A 25,764-nucleotide genomic window follows, 5' to 3' on the forward strand; every position below is an offset into this window, starting at 1 on the left:
CAACCAAAAGTTGTAAGTCTGTACATTTATACATTAGAGGTCTGAGGCGGCTTTTGATGGTATGCCAACAGTGTTCTATGGGATTCAAATCTCACTTTTACCCACAAGTATAAAAAGCAAGTAAGATAGAGAAAAATATACTTAAGATGAGGTAAAAATGTGTGAAGTAAATAGAAATGTACAATGTGCTGATGGCTTAGGAGATAAATGGCTAGAAAAAGAGTTGAGACATGTTAATCTGGGAGATGTAAGGCTTAATACAAGACTTATTAAAACAAGCTATTTAATAGAGAATAAGGCGTCTGGGTCAATTAGTCAAAGCTGTGTAGGATGGAAAGAAGCTAAAGGTGCATACAGATTATTTAGCAATGAGAAGCTTGAAGCTAAGGAAATTTATTCTTCCCATTATAAAGAAACTATGGAAAGGATAAAAGGAAATGAGCTGGTATTTTCAGTTCAAGATACAAGTTATTTGGATTTTGACTCTCATATAAAGACTAAGGGTCTAGGTAGTATTTCTAAAGCCTATACAAAATATAAAAAGGGTTTGTTATTGCACAGTAACTTAATGGTTAACAAAGACGGATTACCTTTAGGGCTATCTTCTCAACAGTGTTGGGCACGTTCTATCAGGGAAGAAACAGCCCAAGAAAAAGCAAACAGGAAATACCGTACTGCTATAAAGGAGAAAGAAAGCTATAAGTGGATAGCGGCACTAAAAGAAACCCTAAATAACCTCGCAGAAGGTGTACAGCTTGTTACTATTGGTGATAGGGAAGCAGATATTTTTAAGTTTTTATGGACTGTTGAATCATTGGACAGTTTTTATGTAATCCGCAACCGAACTAATAGGAAATTCATCTGTATTGAAGGGGGAAAAACGGATTTGCAAACACGTATAACTCAACTGCCTGTAAAAAAGGAAATTGTCTTGAATGTTGCTGAAAATAAATACCAGATCTCAAGAAAAGCTAACATTGAAGTCAGGTATATGAAAGGCTATATACCTATCAGATCTCCTTACATTTATGGATCGAAAGATACAGAGCATAAAATAAGTGATAAAATCGCTATATATGTAGTAAGTGCCAAAGAAACAAATCCTCCTGAAAGAGTAGAAGCTATTGATTGGACTTTGCTGACTAATGTACCAGTTAATAGCACTTTAGATGCTATAGAAAGGATAAATTGGTATAAGCTAAGATGGAAAATCGAGGAGTATTTTAGGATTTTAAAATCAGGATGTAAGGTAGAAAGCTCTCGTTTAGCTACAAAAGAAAGATTAGAGAAATTAATCGCTATAAAGAGCATTATTGCATTTAATATTTTATATTTAACAAAAATCGCTTTATCGAATCCTATGGAGGTTTGTACTAAGGTTTTAAGTAATGAAGAGTGGAAAACCCTTTACATACGTGAGCATAAAGTAGCCAAATTGCCAGAAGAACCTCCAAACATAAAACAAGCTATTATTTGGTTAGGAAAATTAGGTGGATTTATGAATAGAAAAAGTGATAATTTACCAGGAACTATGACTCTATGGCGTGGTTATGAAAACCTCAGGGAAAGCATGGTTATGCCTCGCATAATGACCTCTCAAAGTTGTGGGTAAAAGTGAGGATTCAAATCTGGTGAATATGTTGGAAGATACAGCACATGACAGCCAAAAGACTCTATTAATGATTTTGTTTTAGTGGTCTTATGAAATGTAGCATTATCCATAACTATGGTTGTGCCAAGTGGCAATTTAGGTTTCTCCAACCATATATTGAATACCTCTTTGTCACACCCACCTTTGAAAGTCATTGGTGCAATAAATCTCATTCCAATCCACCCGGCTACTATACTGATTCTCTCTCGCTGGAATATCTGCATAAATTTTCTTTCCTCTTGGAGCACGTCCATATTCTCGGTATAACTTATTATCAACTCCTGCTTCATCTATATGTAATACCAATTCCCACTATGCAAAGAACAGATAGACAATAATGGGAAAGAAGTGATACTAGAGTAGATAAAATAGAGAGGTATAAATGGCATTAAGGTCAAAACTGTTAGACGAAAAAGTTGTAAATTTGGCGAAAGAAATGTTAAAAAAGGTCAGAAATAACGCATATGTTTCAAAAAAGTTACAAGCGGTGATAGCAGGAAAAGAAAGTAGTATAAGCGCTGTGGCAAGAATATGTAAAATTTCAAGGACTGCTTTGACTGAATGGATAAAGCATCTAAAATTTGGTAGAGTAGAAAAATTATTTTCCCCTTCTCAGCGGCGAAGAAAAAGCAAATTAAACAAAAATCAACGTGAGCAAATTGAAATATGGGTAGAAAGAAATCCAAATATTACTATTAAGGAAGTGCAAATAAAAATCTCAGAGGAATTTGGCCTAAACATTAGCAAATCAACAGTGCATCGTGAGATACAAAGGATGAAGTTTTCTTATATAACACCGAGGCCAATTCACCATAAACAAGATAAAAACAAGCAAGAAGAGTTTAAAAAATACTTCAATAAAATAGTCAATTCCCACCCTGAAAAGGAGGTATTTTTTTGATGAATCACGATTTGGAACTCATTCAAAAATCGGACACGGATGGTTTAAAAAAGGGGTCAGAACGCAGGTTAAATGAAAATTGGTAGACAAAATTTCTATATCTACAGTGCGGTAAATCCAAGAAGTGGTAAGAAAATTAGCCTACTTGCTCCATATGTAAACACTGATTGTATGAATATATTTCTGGAGCAGATGTCGAAAGATTTAGGCACGAAAAAAGCCTTTCTTGTAATGGATTGTGCAGGCTGGCATAGATCAAAAAGTTTGAAAATTCAGAAAAACATTACCATTATATACTTGCCTCCTTATTCACCAGAACTGAATCCTGTTGAGAGGTTGTGACAATATATCAAACACAATACTTTACGCAACAGAGTCTACGATACCATAGGCTTACTTGAAGATGTTCTGTGTAGTTTTATTGTCAGTATTTCCAGTGCTACTATTAAACGAGTTTGTAATGTTTCTTATTTATTCGATTAGTAATGGAATTTGGTATTAGAAGCTCAAATGAGCCTGCACTTGTTCGCAAAGTTTTTCCACTCCTACCATTTCTTCGATTATTTCCTTCATCTTCATTTGATAAGTGATTTTCTATTTCACCTTCCAAGCTTGCCTCTAAACGCTAATTCTGGATTAAAAAGAGAATAGAAAAGTCAGGAGAGTAGGGTAAACTCAACAAATAGAAAAAAATAGATGAGGTTACCCATGGAAGATATAACAAAACTGTTTTGTCTGGTCGATGATTTTTGCAGAGATATAGAGAAAAATTTTGCAGATAAACTACTACCAAACGGTAAAAACCCACAAGAGTGCCAGAAATTACACATTCGGAAATTATCACAATAATCCTCCTGTATCAGCAATCTCCCTGTGAAAATTTTAAGGCTTTCTACCTGCATTACCCAACATTGCTCTACAAACAGAGTTTTCGAAGTTGCCTTCATACACTAGGTTTGTTGCTCTAAAGCCCAGGGTTTTGTGGCATTTAGCCATGCTATTACAGTGCCTTTGCGGATGGTCAGAACTTACTGGAATCTCATACATAGATACAACTCCTATTGCAGTTTGCCATGCAAAAAGAATATCAAGAAATAAGGTTTTTGCTGGAATTGCAAAATTAAGCAAGAGTACATATGGCTGGTTTTTCGGCTTTAAACTACATTTGATAATTAACGAGAAAGGTGAAATTCAAGCTTTTACGCTTACAAGAGGTAATGTTGACGATAGAGAGCCTGTAGCAAACCTAACTAAGAAATTAACCGGTCTTTTGTTTGGTGATAAAGGCTATATTAAAAAAGAGCTTTTCCAAGAGTTGTTTAACCGCGGTTTGAAACTTGTTACCAAGGTGAAAAAGGGGATGAAAAACGCATTAATTTCACTACATGAAAAGATTTTGCTGAGAAAAAGGTCGATCATTGAGACGATTTTTGGCTACCTCAAAAATAGACTTGAAATTGAACATACTCGCCATAGATCTCCCGTTAATTTCTTGGTTCACATCTTTTCTACTCTCATTTCCTATTCCTTGAAATCCAAAAAGCCTTCCATTTCCTATACTTTCTTCCTTCCTTAATCCAGAATTAGCGTTCCAAATGTACAAGGAGGATTCTTCGTGTTATACCAAATTACATTACTAATCGAACAAATAAGAAACATTACAAACTCGTTTAATAGTAGCACTGGAAATACTGACAATAAAATTACACAGAACATCTTCAAGTAAGCCTATGGTATCGTAGACTCTGTTGCGTAAAGTATTGTGTTTGATATATTGCCACAACCTCTCAACAGGATTCAGTTCTGGTGAATAAGGAGGCGAGTATATAATGGTAATGTTTTTCTGAATTTTCAAACTTTTTGATCTATGCCAGCCTGCACAATCCATTACAAGAAAGGCTTTTTTCGTGCCTAAATCTTTCGACATCTGCTCCAGAAATATATTCATACAATCAGTGTTTACATATGGAGCAAGTAGGCTAATTTTCTTACCACTTCTTGGATTTACCGCACTGTAGATATAGAAATTTTGTCTACCAATTTTCATTTAACCTGCGTTCTGACCCCTTTTTTAAACCATCCGTGTCCGATTTTTGAATGAGTTCCAAATCGTGATTCATCAAAAAAATACCTCCTTTTCAGGGTGGGAATTGACTATTTTATTGAAGTATTTTTTAAACTCTTCTTGCTTGTTTTTATCTTGTTTATGGTGAATTGGCCTCGGTGTTATATAAGAAAACTTCATCCTTTGTATCTCACGATGCACTGTTGATTTGCTAATGTTTAGGCCAAATTCCTCTGAGATTTTTATTTGCACTTCCTTAATAGTAATATTTGGATTTCTTTCTACCCATATTTCAATTTGCTCACGTTGATTTTTGTTTAATTTGCTTTTTCTTCGCCGCTGAGAAGGGGAAAATAATTTTTCTACTCTACCAAATTTTAGATGCTTTATCCATTCAGTCAAAGCAGTCCTTGAAATTTTACATATTCTTGCCACAGCGCTTATACTACTTTCTTTTCCTGCTATCACCGCTTGTAACTTTTTTGAAACATATGCGTTATTTCTGACCTTTTTTAACATTTCTTTCGCCAAATTTACAACTTTTTCGTCTAACAGTTTTGACCTTAATGCCATTTATACCTCTCTATTTTATCTACTCTAGTATCACTTCTTTCCCATTATTGTCTATCTGTTCTTTACATAGTGGGAATTGGTATTAGATGGCTTTAGGCTTTCACCAGCAGCTTTCTTTTTTAACCAGCGGTACAGCGTTGCTATTCCTATCTCCATGAGCTCTGCTATCTCAACCTTTGTCTTCCCTTTTTCTATCATCAATACTGCCTTTTCCCTTAAATCCACACTATATGCCATTATAACTCAAATACTTTATTATACCTTTATCATTTACTTTAGGAAATACTATAGCTACTTGTTTTTTGGATTTCTATACTATTGCTGATTGAAGATTATTGAAATTTTTTGCACATTAAGGAACGCAAGCGTTTATGAGTCAGAGGATAAGTCATATAACATTTACTCGGTCTTAATACTTTAAATTTATATTTAAGTAAACGATAAACAGTAATTGGTATGAGTGATCTATTTAAAAGTGACAATTATGGTAAAAATCTCAATTCTTTGATAAGAGTCATAAAGCTGAAGGATACAAAAAAAATTAATGAACAATATGATGAAACACTGAAAGATTTATCTCAAGCTCTGAAGAATTTTACAAACAACGCAAAAGATGTAGCCAAATTTGTTATATATAGCGACTTGAATAGTTATGTAGAACCTTTGAGCACAAAGCCACTCGGTTTTATTGGAACATTAAAAGGGATATTAGATAGAGTCTTGGGAAAAGATATTCCAACCAATGATAATGACATAAAAAATTTTGTTGGTGATGAATTATCAGGTTTCACTATAGAAAAAGCAGCCGAATACACAAATATTTTAAGTACAATTAATCTATTCAAGAAAGGACTTAAAGAAATTTTAGATTCGAAACAGAGTGGAAAAGGCAATAAAGAACATAAATCATACGAAGTAAGCACGGAAAATAAAACGACATCAAAGCAGAAGGAAGATACTCCTAAGCTGCAAAAAGGAAAACAGCCGGCAGGAAAATCAGGTATGAAGAAAATAAAACGGCCAACAACGGCACCTCCGCCACCTCCTACTGCCTCAACAAAGGTACACTTTAAACCAGAAATAGAGAATGTATCTCCTGAAGATTCAGGCTATGAAAGTTCATTAAGTGAAGAGTCTGGAAATGAGGAAATATCAAATTATCAAGAGAAAAGTAGTAAATCTTCAACAAAAGATTCGGAAGACTCAAAGTTAGCTAAAAAGGAGCCAACTCACAAAACGAAACCTAAGAAAAATGCAGGAACAAGAAGAGGATATAAAAAGAGACAGGCTCCAGAGCCACCAGCGCTAAACGCTACCAATCAAGAAATTAGGCAAGAAACTAAAGAAGATAAATCTAAAATACTGTCAAATCCTAAAAGGCTAGATATTGTTGATCAACAAATGAGCACGAAACCAATAATAGTAGAAGTGACTTCGCAAAAATCAGCTGAAAGTAAACCAATCCTGAAAAAATCTGCTGATAAAGCAGCATCAGAAGTAAAAGCGGTTATTATAAAAGAAAAAGTAAATAGCAAGAAGGACGGTAGAGTAAAGTCAATAGTAGGAAAGTTTGAGCAAAATCAAGTTGCTAAGAGCAAAGCCACCCCTGCAACACAAGCAGATATCGGTATGAAGAAAGATCCTGCACCATCGCAAGAAACTGCCTCCCAATCTCACTCATTTCCGGTAGGAAATAAAAGATCTAAAATGAACCCCATAACAGCAAAGTCCGATTCTAAACTTCCGGTTAGTAAAAAACCTCTTCTCACTCATGTTAGTGTAAAGAAAATAGCTGCACGATTTGAAAGCCATGGAAAGAAATAGTTGTAACCTATTGAACAAACCCTATAATATCCTTGATCTTTTTTATATTGTTATTTGCAATCTCTGCTGCTTTTTCTGTACCTTCTTTTAATATTTTATGTAAATGGAGCTGATCCCTCAAAAGACCGTTCAACTTCTCACGTATGGGTGATATAACACTGATGATTAAGTCAGCTAACTCTTTTTTAAAGTGTTTCATATCATGTTTATTCACTTCTTCACACACTTTTTCCACATTTAAATCACTAAGCACTGAATAAATGTTTACCAAATTGTTTACTTCTGGACGGCACTTTAAAGTAGCAAAATCAAAGCCTAGAATTGAATCTGTTTTTGCTTTTTCTATTTTCTTGACAATCAAGTCATCTGTATCGTCAAGGTTAATGCATGAGTATTCTGAAGAATCAGATTTGCTCATCTTGCTTGCTCCATCTCTTAAGCTCATTATTCTTGATGTGCAATCCAAAGTTAAGATTTCAGGTATGATGAAATGACTACATTTATAATGATTGTTAAAAGCTGATGCAATATCACGTGCAAGTTCTAAATGCTGTTTTTGATCATCGCCAACAGGAACATATTTAGTTTGATACAGCAATATATCCGCAGCCATAAGTACTGGGTAGCTATACAACCCAAGAGAAGCTTTTTGTCTATCGCTTCCAGCCTTATCTTTAAATTGAGTCATACGATTAAGCCAACCAATTGGTGTATAGCACCCTAGCAGCCAGCCCAATTCTGCATGACCACTAACTGCGGATTGATTGAAAATAATCGACTTTTCCGGATCTATTCCACATGCAATATAAGTTGCTGCTGCTTTAAAAGTATTATTTTTTAATTCATTTGCGGGAAGCTTATTTGCTGTGATTGAATGCAGATCAACAACACAAAAAAGAGATTTATATTTATCCTGCAAGCCTATCCACTGCTTAATTGCACCAAGATAATTGCCCAAGTGTAATACTCCACTTGGCTGAATACCTGAGAAGACAACTTCTTCCATACCTTGAGTGTGTTATTAGTTACTTTCGCAATCAGCAGATTTTTTAGAAAGAATAACCATTGCAGGACGAAGCAACCTATTTTTAATTGTATAACCAGTTTGTAGTACTTCTACAATAGTGCCAGGCTCTTTTTCATTATCTTCTCTTTCCACAACAGCTTGATGTAAATTGCTGTCAAAAGAGTTACCTATTGGATCTATTTCTTCTATTCCATGTTTTTTTAGATCACTCACAATCTTTTGGTGCGCCACTTTTATTCCTTCATGAATAGGATCATCACCTTTCAAGTTTTCCATTGCTTTTTTTAAATTGTCACAAGAGTCGATCATATCACGTGCAAATTTTGTGACTGCATAATCACTTGCATCGCTAATTTGCTTTTGCATTATACGTTTAACGTTTTCATTATCCGCAACAGCGCGACGTAAATGATCTTCAAGCTGAACTGCACGTTCTTTTAATATATTAAGCTCTTCACTTAAATCACCTGTTTGCTGATCTTCTTGATCATCCCCTTTTCGTTTACTGACCATATCTGCAAATTTCTTTTTTTTCTCTTTATTACTATCTGACATATCATTCACCCTTACAAACTTAATAAATATATAACAATCAATCTAAAAATATCAAGCGTTAGCTATCCTTGTCTTTCTATGCTTGCATTTAAAAAGTCAATCAAAGCAGTTTTATAAAGAGAATCAGAAAAAGTATCAATATTACTTTGCGCCATATTAATATAGTGTTTAGCTTCTTCCATAGAAACATGAATGGCATTATGATGATTAATATATTGTAATGCTTGGTCAAAATTGTGTCTAGCTGAAGAAAAAGATTTCTCCCAGAATTTTTGTTCTGATGGGCTGCCTTTTTCATATGCTATAATAGAAGGTAAAGTAACTTTACCTTCAAAGAAATCTTTTCCAAGTTGCTTTCCTAAAGTGCCTTGATTAGCAGTATAATCTAGCACGTCATCAATTATTTGGAATGCCATACCAAAATTAAACCCGAAATTCCTTAACCTCTCTGTTTCGTCACTTGTGGCTCCAGATACTACTGATGCAGCCTCGCAGCATGCAGAAAATAAAGATGCTGTCTTTTCTCCAATGATATTAAAATAATTTTTCCTAATTGTGTTAGGGTCAAAACGCGTTGTCATCTGCTTTATCTCACCCTTGACAAGCAAATTAGATGCCTTAGATAGAATAGAGAGAACACTTAAATTCCCACATTCTATAAGCCATTTAAACGCTAAGGTCAATAATAGATCACCAACTAAAATGCTTGATTTATTCCCCCAAATTTTATTTGCTGTTGCAACTCCATGGCGTGCCTTACTTTCATCAAGCACATCATCATGAAGTAAAGTAGCGTTGTGTATAAATTCTACCGATGCAGAAATGTTGACCCTACTCTCTCCAGAGTAATTCAGCATTTTACATATAATAAAAATGAGCTTAGGCCTTATCTTTTTTCCTCCTGAATTAATAAGATGAGATGTAATATCGGTAGCAAGCTTAGTACCTTCATCATTGACATTTTTGAAGATAAAGTCATTCATAGCCAATAAATCAGAAGATACAATATCATCTAATTTACTACTTTTTGTTAAATCAGTGTTTAGCATTTAAGAGGACTTATGCTTCTTGCCCTTGTACTTTCTCAACTTTTTTCTTTTCTATTTTTTTTCGATTCTGTTTCTAAATCTACTATGCCTTTTTTAATGAACCACATTACCCTTTCAGTTGCTTGCGCTCCTACACTTAGCCAATGTTTTAATCTATCAGCTTTTACCACAACACGACTTTTATTGTCTTTTGGCAACATTGGATCATATTGTCCTATTCTCTCAATAAAGCGCCCATCTCTTGGTGCTCGTGAGTCGGCTACAACTATCCTATAAAAAGGACGTTTCTTTGCCCCAAACCTTGCTAACCTTATTTTAACTGCCATGTCAACCTTTATTCATATATTAATTACAATTTAAATACAATAAACAGCTCAAGTCAAACTAATTGTACCTCTTTCACCTAAAAATACAATATAGCCCCCTCCCATCACTCATAAAAGGAAGATCTAGGATAATAAACTTTTTTATATATCATCAATCATAGCATGATTAACTTCTACTCTATACTTTGATTTTAGATAGCTAATTAACTGTTCCTTTAGCGATATCATCACACGTTTTCCGGTGTCAAGCATGTTTAATTTACCATTTGATGAATGCATTTGTTTTAGAACGCCTATCATAATTTCATTATTGTATTGAATAGGATCTGTTACCGAATTAGTTGTTTTCATATTGAAAATCTCTTCTATGAAAGAAAAAGGGTAGTTTTGTTCATTGCGTTGTATTTGCTGGCCTTTAACCAATTTTATACCTTGCATTTCTTCCAAATCTGTCTTTTCTCTTAGTTGAACTACTACTTCTTGTCCCATTTTAAACATTCTTTCTTTTATAAATTCACTACGCCAAAGCTTTATGGCTGATTCCCTACTTTCTTCAAAATTTTGTAATTTAGGAGGAACGATATCACTGATTTTTACACCAACAACAGTATCTCCAACACCCTTAAAATAACTCTTCTGATCTTTCTCGCGTGAAAAAATGAAAGAAATGAAATCACTGGAATTTCCTACTTCATTACCACTTTGGTCTTTTCCACTAGCATCTACTGGACCAATAGTTTGTATAGGTAAATTGTAATTATTGGAGATTTCTTCAATCGTTGCACCATTGTATATCTTATAATTCACTTGATTTATGAAATCATTGACTTTTTCAAAAGACTTTTGATTGGTTAAAACTGACCTTATGTCTTTTTTTAAATCAACCAAGTCTTCATCAGAGATTTGATGTATGCTTTCTACCTTTATTACGTGCCATCCAAAATTGCTTGTTAAAACTTCACTTACTTCACCTGTTTTGAGAGCAAATACCTTTTCTCTCATATTTTCAGGTAAGAAATCCTTAGTTATATTATTTACTCTGGTTTCATCGAGTTTCACTTTATTAAACTCTTCTATTATTTGTTCAAAGCTTGCTTTACTTTCTTCAAGTGCTCTTCTTGCTATTTCAGCTTTTTCTTTGGTAGGAAATATCACATTGAATATGTCTCTTTGATTTTTAAGTTCCTGATGTTCTATTATACTATCAACCTCTTCATCTGAAATTCTGATTTGATCTTCAAAATATTTTTGATCCAGAAAAATGTATTGCGCAGTTCGATACTCAGGGTAATAAAAATTGGACTTATTTCTTTCATACAAATCAAGTAAGGCTTGATCATCTGGTTCAGGAACGTCTGTAATTGCATCTTCAGTTATTTTAACAATATCAACTACTCTAGTTTGGTAGCGATTTTTGTATATCTGCTCATCAACACTCTCACCAAAAGTTACCGGATAATTATCTTTAAATAACGAAGTCATGAACATCATTGCAGGCAGGATTTTCTCTAGTTTTTCTATATATTCCTTTTCTGTTATATGCAGGCTATTTAGAGTTTGATGGAATTTATTATGGTCAAATTCTCCTTTATCGTCCTGAAAGTACTTGGTATTTTTTATATGGCTTTTGATAGATTCTTCTCCAACTTTTAATCCAAGTTCGCTAATTAGGTTAAACAATAGTTTTTGCTCTATAAGTGCGTTAAGTAAATCATATTTCAGCTTTTTTACTTGTTCTTTACTTACATCAGATCTAGAAATTTGCTTTTCATAATTTTGATATAGTAATTTATATTCATCTGATGTTATAACTTCCTTTCCTACTTTAGCTAATTCTTTCCTTTCATAATCATTTGATAAAAGATTGCCAATCCCCATAAAGATTAATAAGCAAACTAAAAGGAGAACGATTGCCTTGGTAAAAAAATTTCTAATACTCATTGTAAACTCAGTTAACTAACACTTAAATTTAGAATAGCAATAATTTAATATTTGTAAATCTATTAACAAATTAGCTAATATATGTAATATTGTAGTGTATTAAATTGAATGGAAGCTTATATTAACCTAAGAGCCTGTAAGTGATCTCTGAATATGGTAAGATGAGGTATAGTTGACATGAGCTAAAGTATGAGGAATACATATCCAAGTGACATAAGTTGTGAAAAATTCGAAAAGATTAGACTAATTTTAGAAAGCGTGCGCAAGAAAACAAAGCCAAGAAGATTAGGTTTATATGAGTTATTTTGTGGTGTGCTTTATGTACTAAAAAGTGGCTGTCAATGGCGAATGCTTCCAAAAGAGTTTCCAAGATGGCGAAATTGTTACGATTACTTTAAGAAATGGAGTAAAAAAACGAATGAAGATAGAGAAAGTGTTCTAGAAATTGTCTTTAAAAAAATTGGTTGGAGAGAACAGTGGTCGAAATACCAAAACAAGCTTCTGCATCATTGATGCCCAAAGTGTAAAAAATACCGATACTGCTGAAAAAAAGGTTATGATGCTGGCAAGAAAATTTCAGTAATAAAGCGTCATATCGCAGTTGATATACAAGGTTTGGCACACGCAATTCATATAACAACGGCAGAAATAACCGATCTTATACCAATTCTCATTATTAATGAACCAAATAAGAAGCATAGCAGAGTTGTTTAACCGTGGAAACGCTAATTCTGGATTAAAAAGAGAATAGAAAAGTCAGGAGAGTAGGGTAAACTCAACAAATAGAAAAAAATAGATGAGGTTACCCATGGAAGATATAACAAAACTGTTTTGTCTGGTCGATGATTTTTGCAGAGATATAGAGAAAAATTTTGCAGATAAACTACTGCCAAACGGTAAAAACCCACAAGAGTGCCAGAAATTACACACTCGGAAATTATCACAATAATCCTCCTGTATCAGCAATCTCCCTGTGAAAATTTTAAGGCTTTCTACCTGCATTACCTAACATTGCTCTACAAATCAGAGTTTTCGAAGTTGCCTTCATACACTAGGTTTGTTGCTCTAAAGCCCAGGGTTTTGTGGCATTTAGCCATGCTATTACAGTGCCTTTGCGGATGGTCAGAACTTACTGGAATCTCATACATAGATACAACTCCTATTGCAGTTTGCCATGCAAAAAGAATATCAAGAAATAAGGTTTTTGCTGGAATTGCAAAATTAAGCAAGAGTACATATGGCTGGTTTTTCGGCTTTAAACTACATTTGATAATTAACGAGAAAGGTGAAATTCAAGCTTTTACGCTTACAAGAGGTAATGTTGACGATAGAGAGCCTGTAGCAAACCTAACTAAGAAATTAACCGGTCTTTTGTTTGGTGATAAAGGCTATATTAAAAAAGAGCTTTTCCAAGAGTTGTTTAACCGCGGTTTGAAACTTGTTACCAAGGTGAAAAAGGGGATGAAAAACACATTAATTTCACTACATGAAAAGATTTTGCTGAGAAAAAGGTCGATCATTGAGACGATTTTTGGCTACCTCAAAAATAGACTTGAAAGTGAACATACTCGCCATAGATCTCCCGTTAATTTCTTGGTTCACATCTTTTCTACTCTCATTTCCTATTCCTTGAAATCCAAAAAGCCTTCCATTTCCTATACTTTCTTCCTTCCTTAATCCAGAATTAGCGTTGGAAGGGGAAAGAGAGGTAATAAATTTACACAAAGCGCATTCAAGCAGAACAATTGTATCGTAGATTTTATTGCGTAAAATGTTCTGTTTTATATATAACCAAAACCTCTCAACAGGATTGAGTTCAGGTGAGTATGGTGGTAGGTATATAATTTCGATATTTTTAGGTGCCTTTAAATTTTTTGACTTATGCCAACTAGCGCAATCCATCAAGAGAAAAGCCTTTCGTATTCCTAAATATTACGACATCTGTTCAAGGAATATATTTATACAATCAGTGTTGACGTTTGGTGCAAATAAGCTAAAATTCTCTCCATTTCTGGGATTAACTGTACTATAGAGATAAAAATTTTCCCTACCTAATTTTACCTTAACCTGTGTCCTACTGCCTTTTTTAAACCACCCATGTCCAACTTTCGAATGTGTACCAAACCGTGATTCATCGAAGAAAAATAGCTCTTTTTCAGAATGCATGACAATAGTTTCATTGAGGTTTTTTTTAAAACTCCTCTTGCTTGTTTTTATCTTGTCCACTATGAACTGGTCTTGGTGTGATATATGAGAATTTCATTCTTTGCATATTACGATGTATTGCGGATTTGCTGATATTCAAACCAAATCTTTCTTGGATTCTTATTCTCATTTCTCTAATAGTAATATTGGGGTTTTCCTCTATCCACAACTCAATTCGTTCAAGTTGACTTTGGTTCAATATAGTTTTTCTACGGCGTTGAGGTGGAGCAAATAATTTTTCTTCTCTTCCAAATTTTATGTGCTTTATCCATGTAGTAATTGCCTTTCTCGAAATGCAACATATTTTTGCTACAGCTGTTATACTGTGCTTTTTTGCTGCAATTACAGCATTTAGTTTTTTTGCAACATACGCATTATTTCTTACTCTCTTCAGCATCTCTTTTGCTGATTTCACCACTTTTTCATCCAATAATTTTGATCTTAATGCCATCTAAACCTCGCTATTTTACTTACTTCAGTATGGCTTTTTTCCATTATTTTCTATTCGTTGCTTGTATAGCGGGAATTGGTATTAGTAGTGCTTTGACAATGGTTAAAAATGCTAAAGAAAGTCTCTCTGAAGTTAAAAACATACTGGTTGATGCAGGCTACACTGGAGAAAATTTTGCAACACAGATGAAAGTAACTATTGATGCAACTGTTGAGGTGAAGCGAATTACACACCTTTGCTGTATTGCCAAAAAGATGGGTTGTTGAGAGATCTTCTTTTGCCTGGTTGGAAAAATGTAGGCGACTTTGGAAAAATTGCGAGCGTAAATTTAATACTAGCCTACAAGTTTGCTTTTGCTTCTTTCCTCTTCAAAAGATTATGAACAGGTTCTAAGAGATAAGAAATATAAACCAAAAAGCCATTGGATGACAAAGTTAATGCTTTTTTAGTTTTAATGGTTTATATTTTATTTCTATAACAGCAGAGGAATATTAAAATGGGAGATGTTTTTTCGATGTCAATGGAATCTTCTAAAGACAATAAAGATAGAAATGAACAATTTCTCATGCAAGTAGCTGCTTGGTTGGTTGATAACACTAGCTTAACTTTTGATCAAATAGCACAATGTTGCAAGTTATCCCTTGAAAAAGTACAAGACATAGCTGATGAGGAAATAGAAGTTGAAAAGTATGACCCTATTATTTCTGAAATAATTACTGAAAAAGAAATCGATAATTGCAAAAAAAATCCAAATCGTGTACCAAATTTGATTATAAAAAATATGAAAAAAAGGGCAAAGACGATTAGCTTTCTTGCCTTTGCTTCCACAGCAAGGCGTAGAGATAAACCTAATGCGATTTATTATTTGGTAAAAAAATTTCCTATCTTGAACAATAATGTAATAGCTAAGCTAGTTGGTACAACAAATTACACAGTTGAGCAGGTAAGAGATAGATCTCATCATAACATACTCAATATCAAACCTCAAGATCCTGTACTACTTGGTTTATGTAGCCAGGAAAATTTAGAAGCGGAAGTAGAAAAAGCGAAAGTAGAAGAAGAGAAGAAACAAAGATTAAAAAATATAAATAATAGCTATTGATGATTCTCAAATTCTTGTACTTTGTTAATATTAAATTGACTTGACTTGTTAGTTTTTATCAGTATAATGCAAGCAAAGTATCTAGTTTAATAATAATTAAGTCTAAATACGCACTAAAAACTAGCTCAGCCTAATTTATTGTTTTATATTCACATTTTAGGTTAGTAAGCATCAATTAAAATTTTTGGAGGATTATGACAACAATCAATGAAGATGTCTTAGCAAAAGGAGGGGTTGTAGGTCAACCTGAAAAAAGCGAACAAATTCATAATGCTGACGCAGTAAAACAAATGACCAGTGAAGGTGCTGAAAAAAACAAGAAAACATTGGACCTGAGCGAATTGAAAGAGAAAACAGCAGAAGAATTGTTAGAGCTAGCTGAAGAAAGAAAAATTTCAACTAGCGGTAAAGGCAATGGCAGGATGCTAAAACAGGAAATGATATTCAGTTTAATGAAGAAAATGAGTGAAGAAGGAGGCATAACCACAGGAAGTGGAGTAGTGGAAATATTGCCTGATGGTTTTGGTTTCTTACGTTCATCAAGTGCAAATTATGCTCCAAGTACCGATGATGTTTATATTTCCAATGGCCAAATAAAGAAGTTTAATTTACGTACAGGAGATATGGCATGTGGAGAAATAAGGCCACCTGGTGATAAAGAAAGATATTTTACTTTAACTAAGGTTCAAAGTATAAACTCTACTGAAATCAGTGAATTAAGAAAGTACGTCCATTTTGATAATTTGCTTCCGCTTTATCCTGAAAAAAGCCTCATCCTTGAAAACAACAGTAGCGGAGATAATAAAAAAGATATAAACATGCGTGCTGTAGATATAGTTACACCTCTTGGAAAAGGACAAAGAGCATTGATAGTTGCTCCACCTCGTACAGGAAAAACGATATTGCTTCAGCAAATGGCTCACTCTATAGCTACAAATCATCCTGAAATAGAACTAATAGTATTACTTATAGATGAAAGACCCGAAGAGGTGACAGATATGATACGCTCTGTAAAGGGTGAAGTGGTAAGCTCTACATTTGATGAACCTGCCTACCGTCATGTCCAACTTGCTGAAATAGTAATAGAAAAAGCTAAAAGAATGGTTGAACACAAAAAAGATGTAGTGATTTTGCTTGATTCTATAACTCGTCTTGCACGTGCTTATAATGCAGTCATTCCTTCGTCTGGAAAGGTTCTAACCGGCGGTGTAGATTCAAATGCGCTGCAAAGACCAAAACGCTTTTTTGGAGCAGCTCGTAATATTGAAAATGGTGGTTCTTTGACAATCATCGCTACAGCCCTTATAGAAACTGGTTCAAAAATGGATGATGTTATTTTTGAAGAGTTTAAAGGCACAGGTAATGCTGAAATTATACTAGATAGAAAACTTGCTGATAAACGTATATTCCCTGCTATTGATATTACAAAATCCGGAACAAGGAAGGAAGAGCTATTAGTTGATAAGGCCATACTAAATAAAATATGGGTATTGCGTAGGATACTTAACCCTATGGGATCTGTTGAAGCAATGGAGTTTTTACGTGACAAATTACTTTTAACAAAGAGCAATGCGGACTTTTTTAACTCCATGAATCACTAAAAGTAAGCCAATTCTGATGGAGCAAAAAAGCAAAGCTCTCTTATAGCTAAAATAATTTGGATTTATCAAAATATATTAAGCTGGCAATCTACCTTAAGTTGCTATTCCAACTTATAGCACTGATTTTGATCAAAAATTTTATGTAGTCAGTTTATTTACAATCGATTTTCCAGTGTCAGGCACTTAGATGACATCTTTTTGACTCTTAATATTAATATGTTTATACAATTGTGTACCAGTGTTGAAATGACCCACTCAAAAGGGGATTGTATTTACTCTGAATCAGATGATAAATTAGATGCTTGGTAAGCGTAATTTGGAGCTTCCTGTGTAATGATTATATCATGAGCATGACTTTCTCTTAACCCTGATGAAGTAATAGTGACAAATTTGCAGTTTTTTTTCATCTCTTCTATATTACGGTTGCCAGTGTAACCCATTGCAGCTTGCAACCCACCAATTAACTGACAGATCACTCCTGAAGCTGGACCTTTAAAAGGAACTCTTGCTTCTACTCCTTGTGGGACTAAATCAAGTTTTGAATCTTGAAAATAACGGCTAGCTGACCCTCGTTTCATTGCACTAATAGATCCCATTCCTCGATATTCCTTATATGCTCTACCCTTATACATGATAATCTCACCTGGGCTTTCCTCAGTACCAGCAAAGATTGAACCTATCATCACAGTATCAGCACCAGCTGCAATAGCTTTTGCAACATCTCCCGAATATTTTATTCCACCATCAGCAATTAGTCTGACGTTTTTTGTTTTACAAACCTCTGCAATATTCTTGATCGCAGAGAATTGTGGCATACCAACGCCTGTAACTATTCTGGTAGTACAAATTGATCCTGGCCCTATTCCAACTTTCACTGCATCAACACCAGCATCAATCAACGCTTCAGCAGCCTCCTTTGTTGTAATATTTCCGCCGATTAATTGCGTATTCGGATACATCTTTTTTATTTCCTTAATAGTGCTGATAACGTTCTCGGAATGACCGTGAGCGGTATCTACAATAACCACATCAACTTCTTCTTCGACCAAAGCTTCACATCTTTCTATACCATCTTTTTTACCAGTACCAATTGCAGCGGCAACTCTGAGTCGACCTTTACTGTCTTTACATGAATTTGGATATCTATTGTATTTTTCGATGTCTTTAACTGTGATTAGACCTATGCAACAAGAATTTTCATCAACAACCAAAAGCTTCTCTATTCTATTTGCATGCAACAATTTCATTGCTGAGGCGCTGTTTACTGCCTGCTCTCGAACTGTTACTAACTTATCTTTTGTCATTACCTCGGAAACTTTTATATTCATGTTCTGGTCTTCAATAAACCTCACATCTCGATTAGTTAAAATTCCCACTAACTTGCGTTGATCAACTACAGGAATGCCGGAATAATTATACTCTCTCATTAATGAAACTGCTTCTGCAACTGTTTTATCTGGGGAAATTGTAATTGGGTTATACACGATCCAGCTTTCATATTTTTTCACCCTTCTTACTTCTAACACTTGTTCATCTATTGATAAATTCTTATGTATGCAACCTATTCCACCATGTTGGGCAATAGCTATTGCAAAGCCTGATTCAGTTACAGTGTCCATTGCAGAGGATATGAGAGGGATATTTAGTTCTATATTATTTGTTAGATAAGTTCTTGTGTCTGCATCACGAGGCAATACATCAGAATAGGCCGGTAAGAGAAGTACATCGTCAAACGAATAACAAGCTTCCATTTTTTTCATATGCTTTATTTAAAGCTTATACGCCAATTAATGAAATTGCAATAGAGCTTTTACAAAATTAGCCTGGCTCCAGCTATTTTAGATCAAAATAGGATAGAAGAGGTATGTAGCTCCTAATATATTTATCGCATAATTATATTATTTGCTAGCAAACAGAACTGCTCAATAGTTAAGCTTTCTGGACGTTCGTCTCCACTCAGTTTAGTATTCTCAAGAATAGTTGAGACATCACTAGTTATACTTTGCAAGCTATTTCTCAGCATCTTTCTTCTTTGAGCGAACACAGCACGTGTTAGCTTTGTTAAGGTTTCTAAATTTACTGCGAATCTTGGAGTGGGTAAAGGTTTTACTGTAATTACTGAAGAATATACTTTTGGTCTTGGAAAAAATTCCTTAGGTTCAATATCAAATTCCTTTTTTATGTTGCATAGTAACTGGCTTAGCACTGATAGGGAACCATAATCTTTAGAATTAGGTTCTGCTGTAATACGCTCTGCTACCTCCTTTTGGAACATTAACGTCAAATTCGTAAAAAATTTTATATTATTTAACCACTTTAAAAATAACGCTACTGAGATATTGTAAGGCAAGTTAGCAATGACTTTGACTGGACATTCTACCAGCTCTTTTTCTACAACATTAAGTGCATCTGCTTCTATAATTCTATATTTTCCCTGATGCTCATTTAGCAATTGTTCGTGATGTTTCACTAAACTACTATCTTTTTCTATAGAAAGTAGAAACTTTGGATTATACGCCAATATTTCTCTTGTTAACGCACCATACCCAGGACCAATTTCAATAACATTAAAATCTTTCAGGCTACCAGCTAAGGCAACTATTCTTTTTGTTATCTCATTCGATAAAATAAAATTTTGCCCTAGACTCTTTTTTGGCTTCAGTGAAAATTTTTTCATATGATCTTTACCAATTCTCATTATTAATGAACCAAATAAGAAGCATAGCAGAGTTGTTTAACCGTGGAAACGCTAATTCTGGATTAAGGAAGGAAGAAAGTATAGGAAATGGAAGGCTTTTTGGATTTCAAGGAATAGGAAATGAGAGTAGAAAAGATGTGAACCAAGAAATTAACGGGAGATCTATGGCGAGTATGTTCAATTTCAAGTCTATTTTTGAGGTAGCCAAAAATCGTCTCAATGATCGACCTTTTTCTCAGCAAAATCTTTTCATGTAGTGAAATTAATGCGTTTTTCATCCCCTTTTTCACCTTGGTAACAAGTTTCAAACCGCGGTTAAACAACTCTTGGAAAAGCTCTTTTTTAATATAGCCTTTATCACCAAACAAAAGACCGGTTAATTTCTTAGTTAGGTTTGCTACAGGCTCTCTATCGTCAACATTACCTCTTGTAAGCGTAAAAGCTTGAATTTCACCTTTCTCGTTAATTATCAAATGTAGTTTAAAGCCGAAAAACCAGCCATATGTACTCTTGCTTAATTTTGCAATTCCAGCAAAAACCTTATTTCTTGATATTCTTTTTGCATGGCAAACTGCAATAGGAGTTGTATCTATGTATGAGATTCCAGTAAGTTCTGACCATCCGCAAAGGCACTGTAATAGCATGGCTAAATGCCACAAAACCCTGGGCTTTAGAGCAACAAACCTAGTGTATGAAGGCAACTTCGAAAACTCTGTTTGTAGAGCAATGTTAGGTAATGCAGGTAGAAAGCCTTAAAATTTTCACAGGGAGATTGCTGATACAGGAGGATTATTGTGATAATTTCCGAATGTGTAATTTCTGGCACTCTTGTGGGTTTTTACCGTTTGGCAGTAGTTTATCTGCAAAATTTTTCTCTATATCTCTGCAAAAATCATCGACCAGACAAAACAGTTTTGTTATATCTTCCATGGGTAACCTCATCTATTTTTTTCTATTTGTTGAGTTTACCCTACTCTCCTGACTTTTCTATTCTCTTTTTAATCCAGAATTAGCGTTATAGAGATAAAAATTTTCCCTACCTAATTTTACCTTAACCTGTGTCCTACTGCCTTTTTTAAACCACCCATGTCCAACTTTTGAATGTGTACCAAACCGTGATTCATCGAAGAAAAATAGCTCTTTTTCAGAATGCATGACAATAGTTTCATTGAGGTTTTTTTTAAACTCCTCTTGCTTGTTTTTATCTTGTCCACTATGAACTGGTCTTGGTGTGATATATGAGAATTTCATTCTTTGCATATTACGATGTATTGCGGATTTGCTGATATTCAAACCAAATCTTTCTTGGATTCTTATTCTCATTTCTCTAATAGTAATATTGGGGTTTTCCTCTATCCACAACTCAATTCGTTCAAGTTGACTTTGGTTCAATATAGTTTTTCTACGGCGTTGAGGTGGAGCAAATAATTTTTCTTCTCTTCCAAATTTTATGTGCTTTATCCATGTAGTAATTGCCTTTCTCGAAATGCAACATATTTTTGCTACAGCTGTTATACTGTGCTTTTTTGCTGCAATTACAGCATTTAGTTTTTTTGCAACATACGCATTATTTCTTACTCTCTTCAGCATCTCTTTTGCTGATTTCACCACTTTTTCATCCAATAATTTTGATCTTAATGCCATCTAAACCTCGCTATTTTACTTACTTCAGTATGGCTTTTTTCCATTATTTTCTATTCGTTGCTTGTATAGCGGGAATTGGTATTAGTATGCAGTATTTTAAAAATTAGTTGACGAAAATTCATCAATAATTGTATATTGTCAGTGTATTTAATGCCGGCTTAGCTCAATTGGTAGAGCAACTGACTTGTAATCAGTAGGTTGTCAGTTCAAGTCCGACAGCCGGCACTCTTATCCATACAAGTAAAGTTGATGTCCTTCTTAATAGTAGCAAATTGGAAAATGAATGGAACACGTTCTTCATTTGTTAACTTTATAGGCAAACTTAACAACAAGAGCAGCGAAATTACCTCTAAATTAGTAATTTGCCCTCCTTTTACATCATTTCCAAGCAGTATAGAGTTGAACAATAATATTAAAATAGGAGGACAGAATTGCCATCATAAAGAGTTCGGTTCTTACACAGGTGAAATTAGTGCAGTAATGTTGAAGGAACTAGGATGTAGTTACGTAATACTTGGACATTCTGAAAGGGCTCATGAAAAAGATAGTGAAATAAAACTTAAATCGAAAACAGCAATAGAATCAGGATTACACCCAATCATCTGTGTAGGTGAAAACTCAGAAGATTATAAAAATAAAAAAACAAAAGAAGTAATAGAATATCAATGCAAAAACCGTTTGCCAACACAAGGTGAATATACCATAGCATACGAACCGATATGGGCAATAGGAACAGGAAATGTGCCAAATAATGACGCAATTGCTGAGGTGATAGAGATAATAAAATTGTGTACTGGTAAAAAACACATTATATATGGTGGCTCAGTCAGCTCAGAAAATATAGGAAACTTGCTCAGTATTCCAAATCTATTGGGAGTTTTAATTGGTAGTGCAAGCTTAGATTTTGATCACTTTTATCAAATTATACAACAAGTCGAGAAAAAACTTTCTCTTAATTAATTCTAAAGGATAAATACTCTTATTGTCATGGCAAGGGAGTTGGCAAAATGTGTCAAGGAGTTTTCTATTGGCTAAGGTTGTGACAATAAAGTTAAGCACTGCCAAAAACTATGGAAGAAGTCATTATAATTTGTATTATATCTTTATAAAATGGTTCGCATAAGTTATCTAGAAGTGCAACTAAACAAATACAAAAATCAAAGTGTTGCGGTTTTCGGCCTTGGTAAAACTGGTTTGTCCGTTATTAATGCTCTAACAAAAAGCAGTGCAAAAATATATGCATGGGATGATAATAAAGAGCAAATAGCAAATGCAAAAAAGATATATAAAGAGTGTAACTTTACTCATCCCAATGAGTATAATTGGCATGAGATAAGCACACTAATTTTGAGCCCTGGAGTGCCAATACCAGCGCATTGGGTAGTAAAACTTGCAAGAAGCTTTGACTGCAAAATAAAATCAGACATTGAGCTATTTCTTGAAACTAAAACTACAAGCCAGAAGGTTGTAGGCATCACTGGAACAAATGGCAAATCAACCACCACGTCACTAATAGGGCACATATTAAAATCCACAGGGAAAAAAGTAGCTATTGGCGGGAATTTAGGTGTGCCTATTTTGGATTTAGAAAGAGATGCAGAAATTTATGTAATTGAATTCTCCTCTTTTCAATTGGAGCTAATAAATAAAATTAATGTAGACATTTCTGTATTGCTCAACATCACACCAGACCACATAGATAGACATGGAAGTATGAATAACTACATAGCAACTAAATTAAAACTGATAAACAGTAGCAAGATTGCCGTGATAGGATATGATAACAAAATTACCGCTGATGTATTCAATAAATTCACTGGGAACAAAATTCCAATTTCAGTAACATATTCCCTGGTGTCATTCCAGCGCGTGACCAGAAAAGAAAAACCATTGCCAACTACTCAGATGACAGAGGGTAGTGCAAGAGATCTAATATCATTGGCAGATAACAATTTGCTTGATTATAGTGAACAGATTACTGTTATAGATCGAAATTATCTGGATCCCAGTGTCAGCTACTTGGATGACAAAAGGAGTGCTGAGATCCAGGATATCTCGCTAAAACTAGAGAATCACAACTTATCAATGAGTGATATGAAAGTAAACCTAGTATCCAATGTAGAAAATATAGTAGCTGCACACGCTGTGTGCAAGTTACTTGGAGTAGATAGCAGCACTATTGTCAATGAAATCAAATCCTTTCCAGGGCTAAGACACAGAAATGAATTTCTTGGCAAAATACATAATGTACTTTTTATCAACGATAGCAAAGCAACCAATGCAGAATCGACCGAAAAGGCAATTTTATCTTATAAAAACATATATTGGATTGTTGGCGGAAAAAGCAAAAAAGGCGGAATAGAATCATTAAGTAAGCATTTCACCAAGATTAGAAAAGCTTTTCTTATTGGAGAATCAACTGAAGTTTTTGCAAACATTATGGAGAACAAAATAGATTATATGAAGTGCTATAATCTAGAAAACGCATTTAAACTGGCTTTTGAAGAGGCCATAAATAGCAAAGAAGAAGTAGCGATATTACTTTCTCCTGCATGTTCTTCTTTTGATCAGTGGAAAAATTTTGAAGAGCGCGGTGAAGCATTTTGCAGAATGTTTGAAAATCTCAGGTATAATTATATGTGATGTTTAGTATAATATTGTATGGAACAAAAGTTAATAGTAGATGAGCTGATTAAGGTTATTCCATTTGAAGGAATAAGTGATGCAACCTTATTGAAAGCGTGCACGAACCTTAACCTAGCCAATAGTTTTTGTAAATTTCAAAATGGAATATATAGTGCTTTGGAGTACATAGCAGAGGACTTAAATAGCTCAATGGAAACTGAACTTTGGAATTCCAATTTAGAAGATATGAAGGTAAGAGAGCGGATAAAGTTAGCTGTCCAAATACGCCTTTCAAACTATGCTAAGTTACAAAATTACAGAGAGTTTTTAAAAAATGTTTTATCATTCTCTATATTACCCCAAAATACATATTTTTCTAGTAAACTCTTGTACAGAACTGTTAGCGCGATTTGGTATGGCATTCATGATCAATCAACAGATTTTAACTACTATACAAAAAGAGCAATATTAGCTGGAGTGTACTTAAGTACGATACTTTTTTTTATCAATGATTATTCAGAAGATTTTGCAGATACCCTGTCGTTTCTTGACAAACGTATCAACAATGTCATGACATTTCAAAAGTTTAAAACCCATTTGAATAGAATGGTAAGAAACTTCTTATAGCCTCTTTACTTATACGAGTTACTCGTATTTATACCTAAAGCTGCCTTGATTTTTATGTTAAGATAATTGAACATCCACTAACAGTGAGCTTAACAAAGAACTTGATTGAAAGCAACACATTAGAAAGTAGTTTTGCTGGAAACTTGAAGTAGACAGAATTGATACACATAAAGCTGATCTATGTACAAAAGTATCTGTCCAGATACACGACTAATGCTGTGTGATCCATAGAGGTTATTACAATAAGAATGTAAGATCAAATAGAAATTTGGATTTGCAGTAGTTTACAGACCTTATTACAATTGCAAAGGATAAAATTAGTTAATCTAGGGTTAAACTACGTCTGAGTTAGATAAAACTATACAAAGAGCTATTTTTCTTCGATGAATCACGGTTTGGTACACATTCGAAAGTTGGACATGGGTGGTTTAAAAAAGGCAGTAGGACACAGGTTAAGGTAAAATTAGGTAGGGAAAATTTTTATCTCTATAGTACAGTTAATCCCAGAAATGGAGAGAATTTTAGCTTATTTGCACCAAACGTCAACACTGATTGTATAAATATATTCCTTGAACAGATGTCGTAATATTTAGGAATACGAAAGGCTTTTCTCTTGATGGATTGCGCTAGTTGGCATAAGTCAAAAAATTTAAAGGCACCTAAAAATATCGAAATTATATACCTACCACCATACTCACCTGAACTCAATCCTGTTGAGAGGTTTTGGTTATATATAAAACAGAACATTTTACGCAATAAAATCTACGATACAATTGTTCTGCTTGAATGCGCTTTGTGTAAATTTATTACCTCTCTTTCCCCTTCCACGGTTAAACAACTCTGCTATGCTTCTTATTTGGTTCATTAATAATGAGAATTGGTATAAGACAAACTAGAAA

16 protein-coding genes, 1 tRNA gene and 11 pseudogenes are annotated in these 25,764 nt (G+C 34.1%); 14 read left to right on the plus strand and 14 right to left on the minus strand.

Annotated elements, in window-relative coordinates; all coding sequences use genetic code 11:
* Positions 1-157 precede the first annotated feature (157 nt).
* On the plus strand, positions 158-1,612 hold the full coding sequence (locus tag O1Q06_RS03540) for an IS4 family transposase (protein WP_410542272.1): 1,455 nt from the start codon (positions 158-160) through the stop codon (positions 1,610-1,612).
* Here the strand turns inward: O1Q06_RS03540 and O1Q06_RS03545 are convergent.
* Entirely contained in the window at positions 1,597-1,941 is a 345-nt protein-coding gene (locus tag O1Q06_RS03545) for a transposase (protein ID WP_410542514.1), read from the minus strand. The genes O1Q06_RS03540 and O1Q06_RS03545 overlap by 16 nt on opposite strands.
* 92 nt (positions 1,942-2,033) lie before the next feature.
* On the opposite strand from O1Q06_RS03545, the pseudogene O1Q06_RS03550 reads away from it, so the two are divergent.
* Positions 2,034-3,035: pseudogene (locus O1Q06_RS03550) on the plus strand (IS630-like element ISWpi10 family transposase).
* A 10-nt stretch (positions 3,036-3,045) separates the two neighbouring features.
* Here the strand turns inward: O1Q06_RS03550 and O1Q06_RS03555 are convergent.
* Positions 3,046-3,174 (minus strand): annotated as a pseudogene (locus O1Q06_RS03555) (IS256 family transposase); the annotation flags it as partial.
* Between the two features lie 86 nt (positions 3,175-3,260).
* On the opposite strand from O1Q06_RS03555, the pseudogene O1Q06_RS03560 reads away from it, so the two are divergent.
* A pseudogene (locus tag O1Q06_RS03560) lies at positions 3,261-4,128 on the plus strand (IS982 family transposase).
* A gap of 60 nt (positions 4,129-4,188) precedes the next feature.
* Here O1Q06_RS03560 and O1Q06_RS03565 read toward each other — a convergent pair.
* A pseudogene (locus O1Q06_RS03565) lies at positions 4,189-5,190 on the minus strand (IS630-like element ISWpi10 family transposase).
* Between the two features lie 51 nt (positions 5,191-5,241).
* On the minus strand, positions 5,242-5,427 hold the full coding sequence (locus tag O1Q06_RS03570) for an IS630 transposase-related protein (RefSeq protein WP_410543023.1): 186 nt from the start codon (positions 5,425-5,427) through the stop codon (positions 5,242-5,244).
* A gap of 219 nt (positions 5,428-5,646) precedes the next feature.
* Between O1Q06_RS03570 and O1Q06_RS03575 the strand changes: the two genes are divergently transcribed.
* The gene (locus O1Q06_RS03575) at positions 5,647-7,014 is read left to right on the plus strand and encodes a hypothetical protein (protein WP_410543024.1); all 1,368 of its coding nucleotides are present in this window, start codon (positions 5,647-5,649) and stop codon (positions 7,012-7,014) included.
* A 7-nt stretch (positions 7,015-7,021) separates the two neighbouring features.
* Here O1Q06_RS03575 and trpS read toward each other — a convergent pair whose 3' ends face one another.
* From trpS to O1Q06_RS03600, 5 genes are all read right to left on the minus strand, one after another.
* Positions 7,022-8,020, minus strand: coding sequence for a tryptophan--tRNA ligase (gene trpS, locus O1Q06_RS03580; protein ID WP_410543025.1), 999 nt, complete (start codon positions 8,018-8,020; stop codon positions 7,022-7,024).
* A 15-nt stretch (positions 8,021-8,035) separates the two neighbouring features.
* Positions 8,036-8,596, minus strand: coding sequence for a nucleotide exchange factor GrpE (locus O1Q06_RS03585; protein WP_410543026.1), 561 nt, complete (start codon positions 8,594-8,596; stop codon positions 8,036-8,038).
* A gap of 62 nt (positions 8,597-8,658) precedes the next feature.
* On the minus strand, positions 8,659-9,645 hold the full coding sequence (locus O1Q06_RS03590; protein WP_410543027.1) for a polyprenyl synthetase family protein: 987 nt from the start codon (positions 9,643-9,645) through the stop codon (positions 8,659-8,661).
* Positions 9,646-9,680: 35 nt separating this feature from the next.
* Positions 9,681-9,971, minus strand: coding sequence for a 30S ribosomal protein S16 (gene rpsP, locus O1Q06_RS03595; protein ID WP_410543028.1), 291 nt, complete (start codon positions 9,969-9,971; stop codon positions 9,681-9,683).
* Between the two features lie 141 nt (positions 9,972-10,112).
* Positions 10,113-11,912 (minus strand): SurA N-terminal domain-containing protein, encoded by a 1,800-nt coding sequence (locus tag O1Q06_RS03600; RefSeq protein ID WP_410543029.1) that lies wholly within the window; start codon positions 11,910-11,912, stop codon positions 10,113-10,115.
* Between the two features lie 189 nt (positions 11,913-12,101).
* On the opposite strand from O1Q06_RS03600, the pseudogene O1Q06_RS03605 reads away from it, so the two are divergent.
* Both O1Q06_RS03605 and O1Q06_RS03610 read left to right on the plus strand, forming a co-directional pair.
* Positions 12,102-12,569, plus strand: a pseudogene (locus O1Q06_RS03605) (IS5 family transposase); the annotation flags it as partial.
* A gap of 151 nt (positions 12,570-12,720) precedes the next feature.
* Positions 12,721-13,589, plus strand: a pseudogene (locus O1Q06_RS03610) (IS982 family transposase).
* Between the two features lie 21 nt (positions 13,590-13,610).
* On the opposite strand, the pseudogene O1Q06_RS03615 reads toward O1Q06_RS03610, so the two are convergent.
* Positions 13,611-14,568 (minus strand): annotated as a pseudogene (locus O1Q06_RS03615) (IS630 family transposase); the annotation flags it as partial.
* Between the two features lie 137 nt (positions 14,569-14,705).
* On the opposite strand from O1Q06_RS03615, the pseudogene O1Q06_RS03620 reads away from it, so the two are divergent.
* The 3 genes and pseudogenes from O1Q06_RS03620 to rho form a co-directional block, all read left to right on the plus strand.
* Positions 14,706-14,961: pseudogene (locus O1Q06_RS03620) on the plus strand (hypothetical protein); the annotation flags it as partial.
* Between the two features lie 103 nt (positions 14,962-15,064).
* Complete coding sequence (locus O1Q06_RS03625) at positions 15,065-15,670, plus strand: cell cycle transcriptional regulator TrcR (protein WP_007301964.1); 606 nt, start codon at positions 15,065-15,067, stop codon at positions 15,668-15,670.
* A 194-nt stretch (positions 15,671-15,864) separates the two neighbouring features.
* Positions 15,865-17,271 (plus strand): transcription termination factor Rho, encoded by a 1,407-nt coding sequence (gene rho / locus O1Q06_RS03630; protein ID WP_007301965.1) that lies wholly within the window; start codon positions 15,865-15,867, stop codon positions 17,269-17,271.
* Between the two features lie 272 nt (positions 17,272-17,543).
* On the opposite strand, the gene guaB is transcribed toward rho, so the two are convergent.
* From guaB to O1Q06_RS03650, 4 genes and pseudogenes are all read right to left on the minus strand, one after another.
* Complete coding sequence (gene guaB, locus O1Q06_RS03635; protein ID WP_012481851.1) at positions 17,544-19,031, minus strand: IMP dehydrogenase; 1,488 nt, start codon at positions 19,029-19,031, stop codon at positions 17,544-17,546.
* Positions 19,032-19,153: 122 nt separating this feature from the next.
* Entirely contained in the window at positions 19,154-19,948 is a 795-nt protein-coding gene (gene rsmA / locus O1Q06_RS03640) for a 16S rRNA (adenine(1518)-N(6)/adenine(1519)-N(6))-dimethyltransferase RsmA (protein ID WP_410543148.1), read from the minus strand.
* A gap of 83 nt (positions 19,949-20,031) precedes the next feature.
* Positions 20,032-20,899, minus strand: a pseudogene (locus tag O1Q06_RS03645) (IS982 family transposase).
* 81 nt (positions 20,900-20,980) lie between these two features.
* Positions 20,981-21,613 (minus strand): annotated as a pseudogene (locus O1Q06_RS03650) (IS630 family transposase); the annotation flags it as partial.
* Between the two features lie 152 nt (positions 21,614-21,765).
* On the opposite strand from O1Q06_RS03650, the gene O1Q06_RS03655 reads away from it, so the two are divergent.
* From O1Q06_RS03655 to O1Q06_RS03675, 5 genes and pseudogenes are all read left to right on the plus strand, one after another.
* Positions 21,766-21,838 (plus strand) — tRNA-Thr (locus O1Q06_RS03655).
* Positions 21,839-21,862: 24 nt separating this feature from the next.
* Complete coding sequence (locus tag O1Q06_RS03660) at positions 21,863-22,573, plus strand: triosephosphate isomerase (RefSeq protein ID WP_410543149.1); 711 nt, start codon at positions 21,863-21,865, stop codon at positions 22,571-22,573.
* A 150-nt stretch (positions 22,574-22,723) separates the two neighbouring features.
* Positions 22,724-24,256, plus strand: coding sequence for a UDP-N-acetylmuramoyl-L-alanine--D-glutamate ligase (murD, locus tag O1Q06_RS03665; protein ID WP_410543030.1), 1,533 nt, complete (start codon positions 22,724-22,726; stop codon positions 24,254-24,256).
* Positions 24,257-24,274: 18 nt separating this feature from the next.
* Positions 24,275-24,865, plus strand: coding sequence for a COQ9 family protein (locus tag O1Q06_RS03670; protein WP_410543031.1), 591 nt, complete (start codon positions 24,275-24,277; stop codon positions 24,863-24,865).
* 376 nt (positions 24,866-25,241) lie between these two features.
* Positions 25,242-25,733, plus strand: a pseudogene (locus O1Q06_RS03675) (IS630 family transposase); the annotation flags it as partial.
* Positions 25,734-25,764 lie beyond the last annotated feature (31 nt).

The sequence above is a fragment of the Wolbachia endosymbiont of Tetranychus urticae genome (genome assembly GCF_046529255.1).
Classification (GTDB): Bacteria; Pseudomonadota; Alphaproteobacteria; order Rickettsiales; family Anaplasmataceae; genus Wolbachia.